Origin of the sequence: Halorhodospira sp. 9622, from assembly GCF_022228025.1 — a bacterium.
GTDB lineage: Bacteria > Pseudomonadota > Gammaproteobacteria > Nitrococcales > Halorhodospiraceae > Halorhodospira > Halorhodospira halophila_A.
Window position 1 is genome coordinate 1 of record NZ_JAJNRE010000004.1, and the last position, 17,463, is coordinate 17,463.

The following is a 17,463-nucleotide window of genomic DNA, read 5'->3' on the forward strand; positions in this document are numbered from 1 at the left end:
ACTGCAGGCTTGTGATCTCGCTGCGCCGCATGGCGGTCTCGATGGCGAGGATCAGGATCGCCTCCATGGAGGTGTTGCGGGCCGGGTGGTTGTGGTGCCCCGGCTGGCGCTCGGGGCGAGCAGCGCGCAGGAGGTATTCCTCTTCCGGGCCGCGCAGACGACGGTCCCGCGCACCGCCCGATCGGGGCTTGCGGATACGTCGTACGGGGTTCTCCTTGAGGTTATACCCCCAGTCCTGAATCGCGGCCTCGATCACACGGCTGAGCAGGCCAAGCTCCTTGTTGACGGTGCTGGGCTTGACCACCTCCAGGCGGTCATCACGCCAGTCGGAGAGCTGTCCGCGGTGGATCTCGTTGAGCGGTACATCTCGCAGCGGATGCGAACGGATCCAGCGGCTCAGGCGTGCCGAGTCGGAATCGCCGCCCTTGAGGGTGGGGCAGATGTCGGTGATGTAACGCTGACAGGCGTCGGCGAGCGTGAGCTTGGAGACGTCCTGCGGATTGGCCTTGAGCTCCCGACGGATCTCGCCCTCGTGCTCGCGCAGCCAGGTTCGGGCCTCGCGTCGGGTATCGAACGTCTGCGCGTGGCGACGTCGCTTGCGGTCGTAAGGGTTAATGACCTCGATCTGGGTCTGGTAGACGGTCTGGCCCGCAGGCCCTTTGCGTTCGATGATGGTTCCCATGGAACCCTCCTTCTGCAGGTGAATGCAAAAGGGAAGGGATCCTCGATCACACCGAATTGCACCGAACGCAAAGCGAACCCTTCCCTCAGCCCCTGCAAGCGCCCTGCAAAGGTCTGTGAAGCGAAGGGTTCCGACTCGGAGATGGCTCTAAGCCGTTGATTTGGTTGGTGGGCGGCGCTGGGATCGAACCAGCGACCCCTGCCGTGTGAAGGCAGTGCTCTCCCGCTGAGCTAGCCGCCCAACTCTGGAACTACGCAGTGTACCGGCGCCGTCTCCCTGCGTCAAATGGGGCGCGTGGGCGGTGGTGCATTTGGTAGCATACGCGCCTTCAGCACGGGGAGAAGAAGGAAGACAGGCCACCATGACCATGATCCGCACGCGTTTCGCGCCCAGCCCGACAGGCTACCTGCACATCGGCGGTGCCCGGACCGCTCTCTACTCCTGGCTGCACACCCGCCGTCACGGGGGCCGGTTCGTGCTGCGGATCGAGGACACGGATCGCGAGCGCTCCACGCCGGAGGCGGTCAACGCCATCCTCGAGGGCATGGCCTGGCTCGGGCTCGATTACGACGAGGGCCCCTTCTACCAGACCGAGCGCTACGACCGGTACCGCGAGCACCTGCAGACGCTGCTCGACTCCGGGCAGGCGTATTACTGCTATTGCACCAAGGATCGGCTGGAGCGGCTGCGCACCGAGCAGCAGGCGCGCAAGGAGAAGCCGCGCTACGACGGCCGGTGCCGGGATCTGGATGGGCCGCCTTCCGGGGACGTCGCCGATGAGCCGGTGATCCGCTTCCGCACGCCGCTGGAAGGTCACGTGGTGGTCGAGGACGCCATCCGCGGCAAGGTCCAGTTCCTCAATTCGGAGCTCGATGATCTGGTCATCGCACGCGGCGACGGCTCGCCGACCTACAACTTCACCGTGGTGGTCGATGACCTGGAGATGGGGGTGACGGATGTCATCCGCGGTGATGACCATCTGAACAACACGCCGCGGCAGATTCACCTCTACCAGGCCCTGGGGGTCGAGCCGCCGCGCTTCGCCCACGTGCCCATGATCCTCGGTGAGGACGGCAAGCGCCTGTCCAAGCGCCACGGCTCGGTCAGCGTGCTGCAATATCGCGACGAGGGGTATCTGCCCGAGGCGCTGCTCAACTACCTGGTGCGGCTGGGCTGGTCCCACGGCGATCAGGAGGTCTTCGGCGTTGAGGAGCTGATCCAGCTCTTCGACATCAACGACGTCAACCACTCGGCGTCGACCTTCAATCCCTCCAAGCTGCAGTGGCTCAACCAGCAGCACATCATGCGCGCGGCGCCGAATCACATCGCCCGCCACCTGGGGCCGTTCCTCGCCGAGCGGGGCGTGGACCCTGCCGAGGGGCCGTCGCTGGAGGCGGTGGTGCGCACCCAGCAGGAGCGCGCCAAGACGCTGGTGGAGATGGCCGACAACAGCCTGTTCTTCTACCGCCGCCCGGAGGCCTACGAGGAGAAGGCCGCGCGCAAGAACTTCAAGGAGGGCACCGCCGAGATCCTCGAGCACTGCCAGCACCTCTTTGTCGGGCTGCCGAGCTGGGATGCCGAGTCGATCCACGGGGTGGTCACCGAGGCGGCCGAGGCCTTCGAGGTGAAGATGGGTAAGGTGGCCCAGCCGATTCGGGTGGCGGTCTCCGGCGGTGCCGTCTCGCCGCCGATCGATGCCACGCTGGAGCTGCTCGGGCGCGAGGAGACCGTGGCGCGGCTCAGCGCGGCCGTCGAGTGGGTTCGGGAGAATGTGGGGGTAAATGGCTCCGAGGGGTGTTGACGACCCCCGGGGCCATCCCTAGAATACGCACACATAACGCAACGGGGCCATAGCTCAGCTGGGAGAGCGCCTGCATGGCATGCAGGAGGTCGGCGGTTCGATCCCGCCTGGCTCCACCAAACAAGCAGGGCGATACAGTCCTCCGCAAAGCCCCGAGTCGGTTTCCGGCTCGGGGCTTTTCTTTTTTCGGGCGCCCGCCGCGGCTCAGGGGTGGGCCGCGCTAAGCTCCAGCCGGGCGACCTCCACCCGCGCCTCGAACGCTGCCCCGTAGGCCACCACGGCCACCGACGTGAGCCGTGCCGGATCGAGGTCCGCCTGCAGTCCCCGTGGTTCGAAGGCCGTGAAGGGGACCACGACGTCCTGCCAGTCTTCCGCGACGGCCAAGGGGGCGCGGTAGTGCTGCCACGGTTGGTGGGTGTCGGCGCTTCGCACGTGCAGGCAGTACGGGCCGGGCGTTCCACGCACGGTGACGCCGAAACCCGACCATGCGGAGGCGTCGAAGCTTTCACCGGATGGGGCGAGGGGCAGTCGGCTCTGGATGAACCCGCCGTTGTTCTCGAGCCGGACCTGGCCGCTGAGCCGGAGGGCTGGCCCCCGGTCCGTCTCGACGATGCCGGCGTGCATGTCCGAGCGCCCGCCCATGACCCGGTCGGTGAACCCTTGCCAGGCGGTGCCGATCGCCGCCCGGCCGTCCGCGGCGGTGAAGTCGTCCAGGAGGTAGGCGGCGGGTGATTCCGTTCCGGACATGGCGGGCTCCTTCCGGGGCTGGATGGCTGCGGGCCAGTGGTCCGCGATGGTGATCTCAGCTTATCCGCGGGCGTGGCCGATGGCCAGGGTGGCCCGGCGGCCCTCGGCGCGCCGGCAGGGTAGATGCCCCGTGTTTTGTGGGCTGTCTGATGCTAGGCTGAGATCTAGAATTGTTCCAGACAAACACGGCGAGGAGCCCACGATGACCGCATCCACCACACGACCGGTCGTATTCTTTGATGGGCAGTGCCCCGTCTGTAGTCGCGAGATCGGCCTCTATCAGCGCCTGGATACCGCCGGAGCGGTGGAATGGCGCGATCTGCACGCACCGGGGGCGCTCGACGACACCGAGCTGACCTGGGATCAGGCCATGCAGCGCTTCCACTGCCGGGACGCCGATGGCGTGATGCGCAGCGGCGTGGACGCCTTTGCCCTGGTCTGGTCCTATCTTCCCTACTGGCGTTGGGCGTCGCGGGTCGTGCGCGGGCTGGGGCTGGTCAGGCCCATGGAGCCGCTTTACGATTGGTACGCACGCCGTCGCTACAGCCGGAGCTGCTCGGTACAGGGGGACTGCCGCTAGGCGCAGGGGCCTGGACCGCACCCGGGTGGGGCAGGCGCGGGTGCGTGTTCAGACTCCGGCGGAAAGGAGCCCCGCTTGGCGGCCGAGGAGCCCATCGAACCTGGTTTTCTGACCATCCATGGCAATCGCCTGGAGGACCTGCGGCAGGTGGCCGTGGAGTGGGTGCAGCGCCACCCGCTTGCGCCGCTTGAGGACGAGGTCTTCCTGGTCCAGAGCAATGGCATGGCCCAGTGGCTGCGCCTGGCCCTGGCGCGACACCCGGAGGCGGAGCAGGGCGGCTGCGGGATCGCTGCGGCGGTCTCGATGCAGTTGCCGGCGCGCTTTCTCTGGTCGGTCTACCGCGCGGTCCTCGGCCCGGAGGGCGCCCCGCGCGAGTCGCCCTTCGGCAAGGATCCGCTCCTCTGGCGGCTGGCCCGCCTGCTCCCCGCACTTGGTGATCAGCCTGGGTTCGAGCCGCTGCGCGGCTTCCTGGCCGACGACCCGGATGGGCGCAAGCGCTACCAGCTCGCGGCACGCATCGCCGATCTCTTCGATCAGTACCAGGTCTACCGTGCGGACTGGTTGGCGGACTGGTCGCGGGGCGAAGACGTCTGCCGCGATGCGCGGGGACAGGCACGCGATCTGGCCGAGACGCAGCGCTGGCAGGCCTCGCTCTGGCGCGCCGTGTGCGCGGAGCTTGCCGAGGTGGCGGGTGAGGCGGGCCAGGCCACGGTCCATCAGCTCTACCGGGAGCGCATCGCAAGCCTGGACACCGCGCCGGCCGGTCTGCCGCGGCGGGTGATCGTCTTCGGCATCTCGTCGCTACCGCGCCAGACCCTGGAGGCGCTGCAGGAGCTCTCGCGTTTCGCCCAGGTGCTCGTCTTCGTCCATAACCCCTGCGCCTTCTACTGGGCGGATATCATCGCCGATAAGGATCTGCTGCGTGCCGGCCCCGGGCGGCGGCCGCGCAAGGCCGGCATGCCCGAGGTGCTGGAGGCGGAGGAGCTGCACAACCACGCCCACCCCCTGCTCGCCGCCTGGGGCAAGCAGGGCCGCGACTACATCGGTCTGCTGGACGCCCACGAAGACCCCCACGCCCATCCCCACCGGGCCCTGGCCCAGGCGGGCGAGCGCATCGATCTCTTCAGTAACCCGGAGACCGGATCGCTGCTCGGCCAGCTCCAGGACGATATCCTCCAGCTGCGGCCGCTGGCCGAGACCCGGGAGGTCTGGCCGGCGGTCGGGTGCGAGGATGCGTCGCTGCAGTTCCATCTCGCCCACAGCGCCCAGCGCGAGGTCGAGGTCCTCCATGACCGGCTGCTTGCCGCATTCTCGGAGGATGCGTCGCTGCGCCCGCGCGATGTGATCGTGATGGTGCCGGATATCGACGCCTACGCCCCGCACATCGAGGCCGTCTTCGGCCGTTTTGATACCGGCGATGCGCGCCATATCCCCTATACGGTGGCCGACCAGGGCGAGCGGGGGCTGGATCCGCTGCTCATCGCCGTGGAGCAGCTTCTGAGCCTGCCCGAGTCGCGCTGCGGGCTGAGTGATCTGCTCGATCTGCTGGAGGCGCCGGCGCTGCGCCGGCGCTTTGGGATCACCGAGGCGGATCTCGCCACCCTGCACGGTTGGGCGGAGGAGGCCGGGGTCCGCTGGGGGCTCAACCGCGATCAGCGCGCCGGGCTGCAGTTGCCCGAGGGGCTGGAGCAGAACACCTGGCGCTTCGGCCTGCGCCGTATGCTGCTCGGCTACGCCGTCGGCGCCGGCGAGGCGTGGTCCGGGGTCGAACCGTATGCGCAGGTGGGCGGGCTGGACGCCGCCCTCGTCGGGCGTCTCGAGCGGCTGGTCGGCGCCCTGGAGGGCACCTGGGGCGAGCTGCGCGCGGAGGCCACCCCACAGCAGTGGGGCGAGCGGCTGCAGCGGCTGCTGGGGACCTACTTCGAGCCCTCCGGCGAGGGGGAGTCGTTGACCCTGGAGCGGCTGCGCGATGCCCTGGAGAAGTGGCAGCGGGACTGCGAGAGCGGGGCGTTCGCCGAGCCGCTGCCGCTGAACGTGGTGCGCGAGCATTGGCTGCAGGCGCTGGAGGATACGCGACTGAGCCAGCGCTTCCTGGTCGGGGCGGTGAATTTCTGCACCCTGATGCCCATGCGCGCGATCCCCTTTCGCCACGTCTGCCTGCTGGGGATGAACGATGGCGACTACCCGCGCAGCCCCACGCCCCTGGATTTTGATCTGATGGCCGATGATTACCGGCCCGGCGACCGCTCGCGCCGCGAGGACGATCGCTACCTCTTCCTCGAGGCGCTGCTCTCGGCCCGGGATCGGCTCTACATCAGCTGGGTCGGGCGCAGCGTACGCGATAACGAGCCGCGTCCGCCCTCGGTGCTGGTCGGTCAGCTGCGCGATCACCTGGCCGCGGGCTGGCGCCTGGCCGACGATGAGCACGGCGGCGGTCTGCTCGAGGCGTTGACCGTCGAGCACCCGCTGCAGCCGTTCAGCCGCCAGAATTTCCAGACCGACCCCTCGGCGCGCCACTTCACCTACGCCCGCGAGTGGTGGGCGGCCCATCAGGGCGATGAGAGCGAGTCCGAACCTCTGGCCACGACGCTGCCCGAGCGGCCGGTGGAGGAGCCGCCGGCGCCGGTCACGCCCGAAACCTTGGGGGCGCTGCTCAAGCAGCCCGTACAGACCTTCTTCAACCGTCGCCTGGGGGTCCATTTCGACGACGATCCGCTGGCCAGTGAGGACCAGGAGCCCTTCGGCCTCGACGGGCTGACCCGCTGGCAGATGCGCGAGGCGCTCTTTCTGGCCGGGCGAGAGGCGGCCGGCGATCCCGAGATACGCCGCGAACGCCTGGCCGCCGAGGCGCAGCGGTTGCAGCGCACCGGCGCGCTGCCGCTGGGCCCAGCCGGCACCGTCTGGGCCGAGACGCTCCAGCTCGAGGCCGATGAGCAGCTGGAGCGCTACCACCGGCATCTGGCCACCTTCGCCCAGGAGCTGGAGCCGCTGCAGCGGCTGACGCACCGCTACGGGGATTGGCAGCTGGAGGGCGGGGTGGATGGGATCCGCAGTGACGGGCAGCGGCGTGTGCGCCTGACCCACCACCTCAGTCGCCTGGCGGTCAACCGCCGGGAGGTACGCTGGCGCTTTGACCTGCTGGCCGCACCCTGGGTCACCCACCTGATGGCCAACGCGGCCGGCGAGCCGCTGACGACCGTGATCATCGGGCACGACCTCGACGTGGCCCTGGCGCCGCTGGAGCCGGGTCAGGCCGGCGAGCACCTGAGCCAGCTGCTTGCTGGCTGGGCGCAGGCGCAGCGCCGACCGCTGCCGGTGCCCTGCCAGCCAACCTGCGCCTGGCTGACCGCGCAGGACGAGGAGCGCGGTGATCCGGCGGCCGCAGCCGAACGGGTCTACGCCGGGGACACCTACACCCGGGGGGCCGCCGACGCCCACGACCTGCGCGCCTTCCCGCGGGCGGCGGACTGGCTGGAGGATGAGGGCTTCCCGATCTGGCGCGAGGCGCTCTACGCGCCGCTGCAGCGGGCGGTCCAGGCGTACACGGAGGACGGCGATGGGCACGGCTGAGGACGCCAGCGCGCTCGAGCCGCTGCGCTTCCCGCTGCACGGGTCGCGGCTGATCGAGGCCAGCGCCGGGACGGGCAAGACCTACACCATCGCCGCGCTCTACCTGCGCCTGGTCCTCAACCACGGGGGTGAGGCCGCGTTCGGGCGATCGCTGACCCCGCCGCAGATCCTCGTGGTGACCTTCACCGAGGCGGCCACCCGCGAGCTGCGCGAGCGCATACGCAGCCGCCTGGCGGAGGCGGCCGCGGTCTTCCGGGATCCGGAGCAGGCCGCGGAGGTGGATCCGTTTCTCGATGGGCTGCTGCGGGCGTATCCGCAGCACTCGGAACGGGCCCAGGCCGCCCGGGTGTTGGAGCTGGCCGCCGAGTGGATGGACGAGGCGGCCGTGGCCACCATCCACGCCTGGTGCTATCGGATGCTGCGCGAGCACGCCTTCGATAGCGGCAGTCTCTTCACCCAGGATCTGGAGACCGACCCCGGCGATCTGCTCGCCGAATCGGTCCGCGATTACTGGCGGACCTTCGTCTATCCCCTCGACCCGGCGGCCTTCCAGCTCTTCCGGCACGCGGTGGGCGCGGCGGACCCGGAGGCCCTGCAGCGGGCGCTGTCGCGCCTGATCGGCGCCGATGAGGAGCTCATCGACGACGCGGACGGCTGCCTGCTCGAGCCCCACGGCCTGGCCGAGCGCCTGAGCGCCTGGCACGAGGCGTTGGAGGCGATCAAGGCGCCCTGGCGCGAGGAGCGCGAGGCGGTGGAGGCCGAGTTCCTCGATCTGCACCGCCGGGTGCTCAACGGCAATAAGTACAAGAACCCACAGCGCTTACTTGAGCGCATGGCGGCCTGGGCGGACGATCCGGCCCAACCGGTGCCTTTGAATGATCAGGGCAAGCCCGACCCGGGCCTGCTCGAGCGCATGAGCGCCGCCGGCCTGGCGGACCCGTCGCGACACAAGAAGGGCCAGAGCCTGCCGGCCTCGCTCCATCGCGCCTTCCAGGCGCTGGATCGTCACGCGGAACTGGATGCACCCGGGGTGGCAATCCTGCGCGCCGCCGCCTGCTGGATCACCCGGCGTTTCCAGGCCGAGCAGCGCCGCCGGGCGCAGCTCGGTTTCCAGGATCTGCTCACCCGGCTGCGCGATGCCCTGCGCGGCCCCGGCGGCGCCCGTCTGGCGCAGACCATCCGCAGCCAGTTCCCGGTGGCGCTCATCGACGAGTTCCAGGACACCGACCCGGTCCAGTACGAGCTCTTCGAGACGGTGTACCGGATCACGGACAACGACCCCGGGTTGGGGCTGTTCCTCATCGGGGATCCCAAGCAGGCGATCTACGGCTTCCGCGGGGCGGACATCCACAGCTACCTGCGCGCCCGGGCGGCCACCGCGGGGCGGCACTACACGCTGCCGCGCAACTTCCGCTCCAGCGAGGCGCTGGTCGGCGCGGTCAACCAGCTCTTCGCCCGGGCCGAGGAGAACTGGCCCGCGGGCGCCTTCGCCTTCCGGGGTGGCCCCGGGGGCGGGTTGCCCTTCCACCCGGTGCAGGCCCAGGGACGCGCCGAGTGCTTCGAGGAGGCGGGGGCGGAGCACCCGGCGCTGAACCTCTGGTGCCACGACCCTGGCGTGTCGGTGGCGAAAAACGCCTACCTCCCGGTCTACGCCGAGGCGTGTGCCGCGCGCATGGTGGCGTTGCTCAACGGCGGTGCCGCGCGGCCGGCCGTCACCGGGTTCCGCCACCCGGATGGTCGCCTGGAGCCGGTGCGCCCGCGGGATATGGCGGTGCTGGTGCGTGATCGCCACGAGGCGCGCGCCATCCAGGATGCGTTGGCCGCCCGCGATGTGCGCAGTGTCTACCTGTCTGATAACGACTCGGTGCTGGCCACCGCCGAGGCCGACGATCTGGTGCGCTGGCTGCGCGCCTGTGCCGAGCCGACGGAGGAGGGCCTGGTGCGGGCGGCCCTGGCCACGCCCACCCTCGGGCTGGCGCTGAGCGAGCTCGACCGGCTGGTCACCGATGAGCTGGCCTGGGAGCGGCGCATCGAGCAGTTCGGCGGGTATCGCCGACTCTGGCGCAGCCGCGGGGTGCTGGCGATGCTCCACCGCCTCCTGCACGACTTCGGCGTGCCGCAGCGGCTGTTGGCCACTGGCGGCGGCGAGCGCTCGCTGACCAATCTGCTCCATCTCGCCGAGCTGTTGCAGCAGTGGGCGCGCGAGCACGACGGTGAGCAGGCGCTGATCCGCCACCTCGTGGAGCTGCGCCAGCGGGCCCGCAACGGCGTCGAGGATCAGATCCTGCGCCTGGAAAGCGACGAGGACCTGGTCAAGGTGGTGACCATCCATAAGTCCAAGGGGCTGCAGTATCCGTTGGTCTTCCTGCCTTTTGCCTGCACCTTCCGCGCGGTCAGCGCGGGGGACGCGCCCCGCCGGGTGCCGGATCGGGACGGGCGGCTGCGCTGGCGTTTCGAGCTCGATGCGGAGGACGTCGAGGTGGCCGATGCCGAGCGCCTGGCCGAGGACCTGCGGCTATTCTACGTCGCCCTGACCCGCGCCCAGCACGCCTGCTGGGTCGGCATGGCGCCGATCACCCAGGGCAACAACAAGCGCAGCCTGCTCGAGCGCAGCGCGGCGGGCTATCTGCTCGCCGGGCCGGATGGGGTGGAACCCGGGGGGCTTGAGACCGTGTTGGAGCGAGTCGCGGCCGTCGATCCGGGGATCACTGTCAGCGAGCCGCTGCTCGATGCCCCGAGTCGTTTCGTCGGGGATCCGGCGCTGCCGCCGCTCGGCGAGCCGTGTCGGCCCCGGCGGCGGGCCGCGGATGCCTGGTGGATCGCCAGCTACAGCGCCCTGGTCCGCCACGATACCGGCGGGAGCGCCCACCCGGCGCCGGCGAGCGCGGCCGAGGACGTGTTGCGCGAGGAGTCGGGGCAGGCGCCGGCCCAGGAGGCCGGGGGGACGGCCGGCTCTTGGCACGGCTTCCCACGCGGTCCGGATGCCGGCACCTTCCTGCACAACCTTCTGGAGTGGGCGGCGACGCAGTTGGGGCTGGCCGTGGCCGGGTCGCAGCCCGAAGGGCTGGATGCCGAGGTGGAGCGGCGCTGCCGCTTTCGCGGTTGGGAGGATCACACGGCGACGGTGCAGGGCTGGCTGCGCGCGCTGCTCGCTGCCGAGCTCTCCTTGCCCGGTGCGCAGACGCCCCTCGCGCTGGGACGGCTGCAGACCTATCAGGCGGAACTGGAGTTCCTGATCGAGACCCAGCCGCTGCGCGCCGAGCGGCTTGATGAACGGGTGTGCCAGCACCTGCTGCCGGGCCGGGCCCGTCCACCGGTGGCCCCGGCGCGGCTCAACGGCATGCTCAAGGGCTTCATCGACCTGGTCTGCTGCCATGAGGGGCGCTACTACGTCGCCGACTACAAGTCCAACTGGCTTGGCGGTGGCGATGGACACTACGCCCCGGAGCACCTGGAGGCCGAGGTGCTGGAGCGCCGCTACGACCTGCAGCTGGTGATCTACACCCTGGCGCTGCACCGGCTCCTGCGTGCCCGCCTGCCGGATTACGACTACGACCGCCACGTCGGTGGCGGCTTCTATCTCTTTCTGCGCGGCGTACAGGCGCCGGGGCAGGGCGTGTTCCACGCCCGTCCGCCGCGGGCCCTGATCGAGGAGCTCGATGGGTGGCTGCGCGACGGGCCGGATGGGCAGCAGGAGCAGGCGTCGTGAGCGAGCGCTTCGATCAGCAGGCGATCCTCCAGTGGCTGCGCGAGGCCGAGGCGCTGGGCTGGCTGCGCCCGCTGGACGGGGCCCTGGCGGAGTTCCTGCGTGAGCAGGTGCCCGATGCGCCGCCGTTGCTGCTGCTGGCCGCGGCGCTGACCAGTCATCAGGCCGGCCGTGGCCATGTCTGCCTGGATCTCGATCAACTCTGGGAGCGGGCCGAGCCGGTCCTCAGCCTGCCGCCGGAGACCGCCGAAACCCCCGAGCCGGTGAGGCCTCCCGGGGAGCTCCTGGCCGCCGCCGGCGGTCGGGATGCCTTTGAGCGGCAGCTGGCGTGCCCGGAATTGGTGGGCAGCGGCCCCGGATCCACACCGCTGGTGCGCGACGGACCGAGGCTCTACCTGCGCCGCTACTGGGCCTGCGAGCGCACCATCGCCCAGGCGGTGCGCCAGCGCGTCGATGCAGCGGCGCAGTGGCGCGCGCAGCTCGACCCGGCCGCGGTCCGGCGCTGGCTGGATGGGTTGTTCGGCGCGCCGGCGGACGGTGGCCCGGATTGGCAGCGGGTCGCCTGTGCCGTGGCCGCCGGGGGCGGTTTCAGCGTGATCACCGGCGGACCGGGGACCGGCAAGACCACGACGGTGTTGCGCCTGCTGGCGTTGCTGCAGGGGCTCCACGGCGGGGCCCTGCGCATCCGTCTGACGGCGCCCACCGGCAAGGCGGCGGCGCGGCTGAACGCGAGCATCGCCGGGGCGGTGGACCGGCTGGGCCTGGAGGCGTTGGAGGGCGGCGCTGAGCTGCGCGCGCGGATCCCCACCGAGGTGGTGACGGTCCACCGGCTGCTGGGCGCAGGCGGCGGGCGGCGCTTCCGCCACCACGCCGGGGAGCCCCTGGCCGCCGATGTGGTGGTCGTGGATGAGGCGTCGATGATCGATGTGGAGCTGATGGCGGCGCTGCTGGAGGCCCTGCCGGATGGGGCCCGGCTGGTGCTGCTCGGCGACAAGGATCAGTTGGCCTCGGTGGAGGCCGGCGCCATCCTCGGCGAGCTCTGCGCCCGGGCGGATCAGGGCGGTTATCGGCCCGAGAGCGCCGAGTGGCTGGAGGCGGTCAGCGGTCAGCGCATCCCGCCGGCGCTGATCGATCGCGACGGCGGGGGGATCGACCAACACGTCGTCATGCTGCGGCACAGTCACCGCTTCGGTGCCGACAGCGGGATCGGGCGCCTGGCTCGGGCGGTGAATGCCGGTGACCAGGCGGCGGTCGAGGCCTGGGGCTATGGGCACGAGGGCGATCTGGCGCGGGTGAAGCTCGCCGACGGCGAGCACGATCCGGCGCTGATCGACTGGGCGGTGGACGGCGGGCAGACCGGGGTCGGGCATGCGGTCTATCTGCAGGAGATCCAGGCGCTGCGGCCGGGCCGGGATGCGTCCGCCGCGGCCTACGCCGACTGGGCCGCGCAGGTGCTGGGGACGCACGGGGCGTTCCAGTTGCTGGCGGCGCTGCGGCGTGGACCGTACGGGGTCGAGGCCCTGAATGAGCGCCTGGCGGCAGCGCTGCGCCAGCGCGGTCTGATCCACGGGGAGGGGGCCTGGTACGAGGGGCGGCCGGTGATCGTCACCCGCAACGACTATGGCCTGGGGCTGATCAACGGGGATATCGGCATCGCCCTTCGGGTCCCGCGTTCGCTGGTGCAGGGGCCCCAGGCGCAGGGCGCCGAGGAGGACCGGCAGGCGGTGCTGCGGGTTGCCTTCCGCGCCGCCGATGGCAGCGGGCGGATCCGCTGGATCCCGCCCCATCGGCTGGAGTCGGTGGAGACGGCTTTCGCCTTGACGGTGCACAAGGCCCAGGGCTCGGAGTTTCGCCACGCGGCGCTGTTGCTGCCGGATCGGCCCAGCCCGGTGCTCACCCGGGAGCTCCTCTACACCGGCATCACCCGGGCCAGTCAGTGGTTCACGTTGCTGGAGTCGCAACCGGGCGTCCTGAAGGCGGCGGTGCGCCAGCGTACGGTGCGTGGCGGTGGCCTGCGGGCCATGCTCGAGGACTTCGGCTAGGCGGCCGCCGGTGAGGGCGCACAAAAAAAAGCCGCCCTGGAGGGCGGCGAACGTCATCGTCATGTGGAGTCGGAAACGCTGGTGGCGGCTGGGGGCGGCCGCCGGTGTTGCGGAGGATCGTTGGCGATAGCTCGAACGTTACGGTTCCTACCTTAAGCATCGCGCCCCGATGCGTACAGTCTTTATTCTGAACCGCTGTGATAGCACAAACCTATTGGGGCGCCGCGGTCCGGCTCACAGCTCCTGGCTGATCGCCATGGCGCAGTGGCGGGGCCCGCACATCGAGCAGAAGGAAGCCTCTTTGTGGGAGGCCTTCGGCAGCGTCTCGTCGTGATAGGCACGGGCCCGCTCCGGGTCCAGAGAGAGGTTGAACTGGTCCTCCCAGCGGAACTCGTAGCGGGCGCGGGAGAGCGCATCGTCCCGATCGCGTGCCCCCGGGTGGCCGCGCGCCACATCCGCCGCGTGGGCGGCCGCCTTGTAGGTGACGATGCCGGTGCGCACGTCATCGGCGTTGGGCAGCCCCAGGTGCTCCTTCGGGGTGACGTAGCAGAGCATCGCCGTGCCGTGCCAGCCGATCTGTGCCGCGCCAATGGCCGAGGTGATGTGGTCGTACCCCGGCGCGATGTCGGTGACGATGGGGCCGAGGGTGTAGAACGGGGCCTGAAGGCAGGTCTCGCTCTGCAGGCGCATGTTCTCCTCGATCTGGTTCATCGGGATGTGCCCCGGTCCCTCGATGATGACCTGCACGCCGCGCGCCCAAGCGCGTTCAGTGAGCGCACCCAGGGTCCGCAGCTCGGCCAGCTGTGCCTCGTCCGAGGCATCGGCCACGGAGCCCGGCCGCAGGCCGTCACCGAGGGAGATGGTGATGTCGTAGCGGGCCAGGATTTCGCAGATCTCGTCGAAGCGCTCGTAGAGGAAGCTCTCGGCCTGGTGGTGGCTGCACCACTTGGCCATGACCGATCCGCCGCGGGAGACGATCCCGGTCAGACGGCCGCGGGCCAGGTCGACGTGGTTGTAGCGTACGCCCGCATGGATGGTGAAGTAGTCCACCCCTTGTTCGGCCTGTTCGATGAGGGTGTCGCGGAACACCTCCCAAGTGAGGTCTTCCGGGCGTCCGGCCTTCTCCAGCGCTTGGTAGATCGGCACGGTGCCGATCGGCACCGGCGAGTTGCGCAGCAGCCAGGCGCGGGTCTCGTGGATAGCCTCGCCGGTGGACAGGTCCATGACGGTGTCGGCGCCCCAGCGCACGGCGTGGATGAGCTTCTCGAGCTCTTCCGGGATGCCGGAACTCAGCGGCGAGTTGCCGATGTTGGCGTTGACCTTGACCTTGAAATGGCGGCCGATGGCCATCGGCTCCGCCTCGGGGTGGCGATGATTGGCCGGGATCACGGCCCGCCCGCGGGCGATCTCGTCGCGCACGAACTCCGCCGACAGGCCCTCGCGCAGGGCGACGTACTCCATCTCCGGGGTGATGACGCCGGCACGCGCGTGGTCGAGCTGGGTGGGGGTCCTGGTGCCGCGCTCGGCGATCCAGGGAGCGCGGACGGGGTGGATGCCCCGGGCGGGGTCGAGCTTGGCCTCGGCATCCGTGTAGGGGCCGCCGGTGTCGTAGACGCGCAGGGGCGGGTTCTCGCGCGGCCCGTCGCTGGTCTGGGTCGGGCTCTGGACGATCTCGCGCATGGCCACCCGGAGATCCTCCCGGCTTCCCTGCAGGTAGACCCGGTGCGAAGCCGGGAACGGGCCGGCGGCTGCACAGGCACGCTCGCGGACGGCTTGGCTGAGCGGACAGTTGCTGGTGTCGCGGGTCTGATCCGGGGTCGGCGGACGGGTGGTTGCGGAATCCATCTCGTTCAAGGCTCCATCTCCCTTGTCATTGGCCGTTTGGAGACGGAGCGGGGCGGGTGTAGAGCGTGCGGGCTCAGTCCGAGGCTGGCGCGCACCACCCGGAAGCTCCCTACGCCGGTACGAACCGGATCAGGTTCCAAGGGACTCTCTCAGCCCCCCGGCCGGCTGGCCGGGGGGCACCCCCGCTTCCGTCTTGAGCCGCATTAGAGCATTTGCGGATCAGGTGTGCAAAGATGCCCCCTAGGGCCTGCAGGAAGCGGAGGTTGCCATGGGAGCGGAGCGCCAGGACCCTCGGGTGTGGCTTGAGCGTTGGTTCCAGGCGGCTTTGGCGGCGGTGGATCCGGCCCGTTGTCTGCCCCCCATGCTCCCGGAGCCCGGGGCGGGCAGGACGGTGGTTGTGGGCGCTGGCAAGGCGGCTGCCTCGATGGCAGCAGCCGTCGAAACGAACTGGACTGGCCCGCTGAGCGGCACCGTGATCGTGCCGTACGGACACGCCATGGCTACCGGCAGCATTGTGGTGCGCGAGGCCGGCCATCCGGTGCCGGACGAGGCGGGTGTTGAAGCGACGCAGGAGCTGCTCGGCCAGCTCGACGGCCTGGGGTCGGACGACTTGGTCCTGGTGCTGCTCTCCGGGGGTGGGTCGGCGCTGCTGACCGCCCCTGCACCGCCGCTGACCTTGGCTGGGAAGCAGGCGACAACCCGGGCCCTGCTGCGCAGCGGTGCACCGATCGATGCCATCAACACCGTCCGCCGTCACCTGTCGGCAGTGAAGGGCGGGCGCCTGGCTGCGCGCGCCCACCCGGCACGGGTCGTCACCCTGCTGATCTCCGACGTGCCGGGAGACGATCCGGCGACCATCGCCTCCGGCCCCACCAGCCCGGATACTTCGACACCGGAGGATGCGCGCCGAATCCTGGATCGTTATCAAGTGCCCTGCGACCCCTCGGTCACCGCAGCGCTGGAGCAGGCGCAGCCACCCCCGCGGCCCGATGATGCGCGTCTGCGGCGCGTGTCATGCCATGTGGTCGCCGGGGCTCAGGCAGCCCTGCAGGCCGCGGCGCAGGCGGCCCGGGCGGATGGTGTGACCCCGCTGGTACTGGGCGACACCATCGAGGGCGAGGCCCGCGAGGTGGCGCGCGTACTGATTGGCATGGGTCGCTCCTGCCGGCGTTGGGGCGCGCCGGTGCCGCCGCCCTGTGTGCTGCTCTCCGGTGGCGAGACCTCGGTGACCGTGCGCGGTTCGGGCCGGGGGGGTCGCAACACCGAGCTGGCCCTGGCGGCGGCCCTGGCTGCCGACGGGATCCCGGGCTTCCACCTGCTCTGCGCCGATACCGACGGCATCGACGGCAGTGAAGACAACGCCGGCGCGCTGGTCGATCCGGCCACCCTGGAACGCGCCTGTGCCCAAGGGCTGGACGCCTGGGCGCACCTGGCGGAGAACGACAGCTACGGCTTCTTTGAGGCCGTCGGGGGGCTGCTGCACACCGGGCCGACGCTGACCAACGTCAACGACTTCCGCGCGCTCCTGGTCCCGTAGGCAAATCCCGCGGGCCGTTTAAGGTGTCCCGGTTCCGGGGAGGGGACCTACACTGGACGGGAAGGACCGTGGTCAACCGTGGAGGTAGTCGAGATGAGTCTGACCGAGAAGACGTGCGTGCCGTGCCAGGGCGGCGTGGCGCCCATGGACCGGGAGCAGGCGGAGGGCATGCTGGCGCAGGTCCCCGAGTGGTCCCTGGATGCCGATGCCCGGATGATCTACCGGCGTTTCAAGTTCCGCAACTTCATTGATGCTCTGGCCTTCGTCAATCGGGTCACGGAAGTGGCCGAGGCGGAGGATCACCACCCGGACATCCTCCTCGGCTACGGCTACGCCGAGGTGCAGATCCAGACGCACAAGATCGAGGGGTTGCACGAGAACGACTTCATCCTCGCCGCCAAGGTCGATGCCCTGGGCGCCTAGTCCGGATCGTCGCCCCAGTGCCCGGAGCGTCCGCCTCGCTTGTGCACGAGACGGACGCCGCCAATTTCCATGCCGCGGTCGAGCCCCTTGCACATGTCGTAGACGGTCAGCAGGGCTGTCTGCACCGCGGTGAGCGCCTCCATCTCCACCCCGGTGGCGCTGGTGGTTTCAACCCGGGTGCGGCAATGGACCCGGTGGCTTTCCGCCTGCAGGGTCAACGTAACCTCGGCGTGACTCAACGCCACGGGGTGGCACAGGGGGACGAGTTCTGCCGTGCGCTTGGCGGCCATCAGCCCGGCGATGCGGGCCGTGGCCAAGGCGTCGCCCTTTTTCAGGTTGCCGGCCTCCAGGGCCGAGAAGGCCGATTCCGACAGGGCGATCCAGCCCTCGGCGACGGCCACCCGTCGCGTGGCCGCCTTATCGCCGATATCGACGATGTGCGCCTCGCCGCTACCTGTCAGGTGGGGCAGCGGTGAGGCGGCTTGATCCTTGTGGCCAGACCCGTCGCCCATGGGCGTGCCTCCTCGGCG

General features: G+C 70.3%; 10 protein-coding genes, 2 tRNA genes, 1 pseudogene and 1 riboswitch. Of the genes and pseudogenes, 8 read left to right on the top strand and 5 right to left on the bottom strand.

Annotated elements, in window-relative coordinates:
- Positions 1 to 682: pseudogene (locus tag LRG07_RS03155) on the bottom strand (hypothetical protein); the annotation flags it as partial.
- 165 nt (positions 683 to 847) lie between these two features.
- A tRNA-Val gene (locus LRG07_RS03160) sits at positions 848 to 922 on the bottom strand.
- 121 nt (positions 923 to 1,043) lie between these two features.
- On the opposite strand from LRG07_RS03160, the gene gltX reads away from it, so the two are divergent.
- Both gltX and LRG07_RS03170 read left to right on the top strand, forming a co-directional pair.
- Positions 1,044 to 2,483, top strand: coding sequence for a glutamate--tRNA ligase (gene gltX / locus LRG07_RS03165; protein ID WP_238641791.1), 1,440 nt, complete (start codon positions 1,044 to 1,046; stop codon positions 2,481 to 2,483).
- Positions 2,484 to 2,526: 43 nt separating this feature from the next.
- Positions 2,527 to 2,602, top strand: a tRNA-Ala gene (locus LRG07_RS03170).
- Positions 2,603 to 2,687: 85 nt separating this feature from the next.
- On the opposite strand, the gene LRG07_RS03175 is transcribed toward LRG07_RS03170, so the two are convergent.
- Positions 2,688 to 3,230, bottom strand: coding sequence for a CIA30 family protein (locus LRG07_RS03175; RefSeq protein WP_238641792.1), 543 nt, complete (start codon positions 3,228 to 3,230; stop codon positions 2,688 to 2,690).
- 202 nt (positions 3,231 to 3,432) lie between these two features.
- On the opposite strand from LRG07_RS03175, the gene LRG07_RS03180 reads away from it, so the two are divergent.
- From LRG07_RS03180 to recD, 4 genes are all read left to right on the top strand, one after another.
- Positions 3,433 to 3,810 carry a thiol-disulfide oxidoreductase DCC family protein gene (locus LRG07_RS03180; RefSeq protein ID WP_201167079.1) on the top strand — a complete coding sequence of 126 codons (378 nt, stop codon included), beginning with the start codon at positions 3,433 to 3,435 and terminating at the stop codon, positions 3,808 to 3,810.
- 75 nt (positions 3,811 to 3,885) lie between these two features.
- On the top strand, positions 3,886 to 7,380 hold the full coding sequence (gene recC / locus LRG07_RS03185) for an exodeoxyribonuclease V subunit gamma (protein WP_238641793.1): 3,495 nt from the start codon (positions 3,886 to 3,888) through the stop codon (positions 7,378 to 7,380).
- Positions 7,367 to 11,089, top strand: a complete 3,723-nt coding sequence (gene recB / locus LRG07_RS03190) for an exodeoxyribonuclease V subunit beta (RefSeq protein ID WP_238641794.1) — start codon at positions 7,367 to 7,369, stop codon at positions 11,087 to 11,089. Before recC ends, recB begins: the two co-directional genes overlap by 14 nt.
- Positions 11,086 to 13,128, top strand: coding sequence for an exodeoxyribonuclease V subunit alpha (gene recD, locus LRG07_RS03195; protein ID WP_238641795.1), 2,043 nt, complete (start codon positions 11,086 to 11,088; stop codon positions 13,126 to 13,128). The genes recB and recD overlap by 4 nt, the downstream gene beginning before the upstream one ends.
- A 234-nt stretch (positions 13,129 to 13,362) precedes the next feature.
- Here the strand turns inward: recD and thiC are convergent, their stop codons facing one another.
- A complete protein-coding gene (gene thiC, locus LRG07_RS03200) occupies positions 13,363 to 14,973 on the bottom strand; it encodes a phosphomethylpyrimidine synthase ThiC (RefSeq protein WP_238641796.1) in 1,611 nt (536 codons plus the stop codon).
- Between the two features lie 89 nt (positions 14,974 to 15,062).
- Positions 15,063 to 15,167: riboswitch (TPP riboswitch) on the bottom strand.
- 74 nt (positions 15,168 to 15,241) lie between these two features.
- On the opposite strand from thiC, the gene LRG07_RS03205 reads away from it, so the two are divergent.
- Complete coding sequence (locus LRG07_RS03205; RefSeq protein WP_238636400.1) at positions 15,242 to 16,510, top strand: glycerate kinase; 1,269 nt, start codon at positions 15,242 to 15,244, stop codon at positions 16,508 to 16,510.
- 93 nt (positions 16,511 to 16,603) lie between these two features.
- On the top strand, positions 16,604 to 16,933 hold the full coding sequence (locus LRG07_RS03210) for a 4a-hydroxytetrahydrobiopterin dehydratase (protein ID WP_201167095.1): 330 nt from the start codon (positions 16,604 to 16,606) through the stop codon (positions 16,931 to 16,933).
- On the opposite strand, the gene moaC is transcribed toward LRG07_RS03210, so the two are convergent.
- Positions 16,930 to 17,445, bottom strand: coding sequence for a cyclic pyranopterin monophosphate synthase MoaC (gene moaC / locus LRG07_RS03215; RefSeq protein ID WP_238632618.1), 516 nt, complete (start codon positions 17,443 to 17,445; stop codon positions 16,930 to 16,932). The two genes, LRG07_RS03210 and moaC, sit on opposite strands and share 4 nt — an antisense overlap.
- Positions 17,446 to 17,463: the final 18 nt, after the last annotated feature.

Excerpts from the sequence above, each read along its gene's own strand:
- gltX (WP_238641791.1), top strand. The coding sequence starts at position 1,044 with ATGACCATGATCCGCACGCGTTTCGCGCCCAGCCCGACAGGCTACCTG.
- LRG07_RS03175 (WP_238641792.1), bottom strand. The coding sequence starts at position 3,230 with ATGTCCGGAACGGAATCACCCGCCGCCTACCTCCTGGACGACTTCACC.
- LRG07_RS03180 (WP_201167079.1), top strand. The coding sequence starts at position 3,433 with ATGACCGCATCCACCACACGACCGGTCGTATTCTTTGATGGGCAGTGC.
- recB (WP_238641794.1), top strand. The coding sequence starts at position 7,367 with ATGGGCACGGCTGAGGACGCCAGCGCGCTCGAGCCGCTGCGCTTCCCG.
- thiC (WP_238641796.1), bottom strand. The coding sequence starts at position 14,973 with ATGGATTCCGCAACCACCCGTCCGCCGACCCCGGATCAGACCCGCGAC.
- LRG07_RS03205 (WP_238636400.1), top strand. The coding sequence starts at position 15,242 with ATGGGAGCGGAGCGCCAGGACCCTCGGGTGTGGCTTGAGCGTTGGTTC.
- LRG07_RS03210 (WP_201167095.1), top strand. The coding sequence starts at position 16,604 with ATGAGTCTGACCGAGAAGACGTGCGTGCCGTGCCAGGGCGGCGTGGCG.
- moaC (WP_238632618.1), bottom strand. The coding sequence starts at position 17,445 with ATGGGCGACGGGTCTGGCCACAAGGATCAAGCCGCCTCACCGCTGCCC.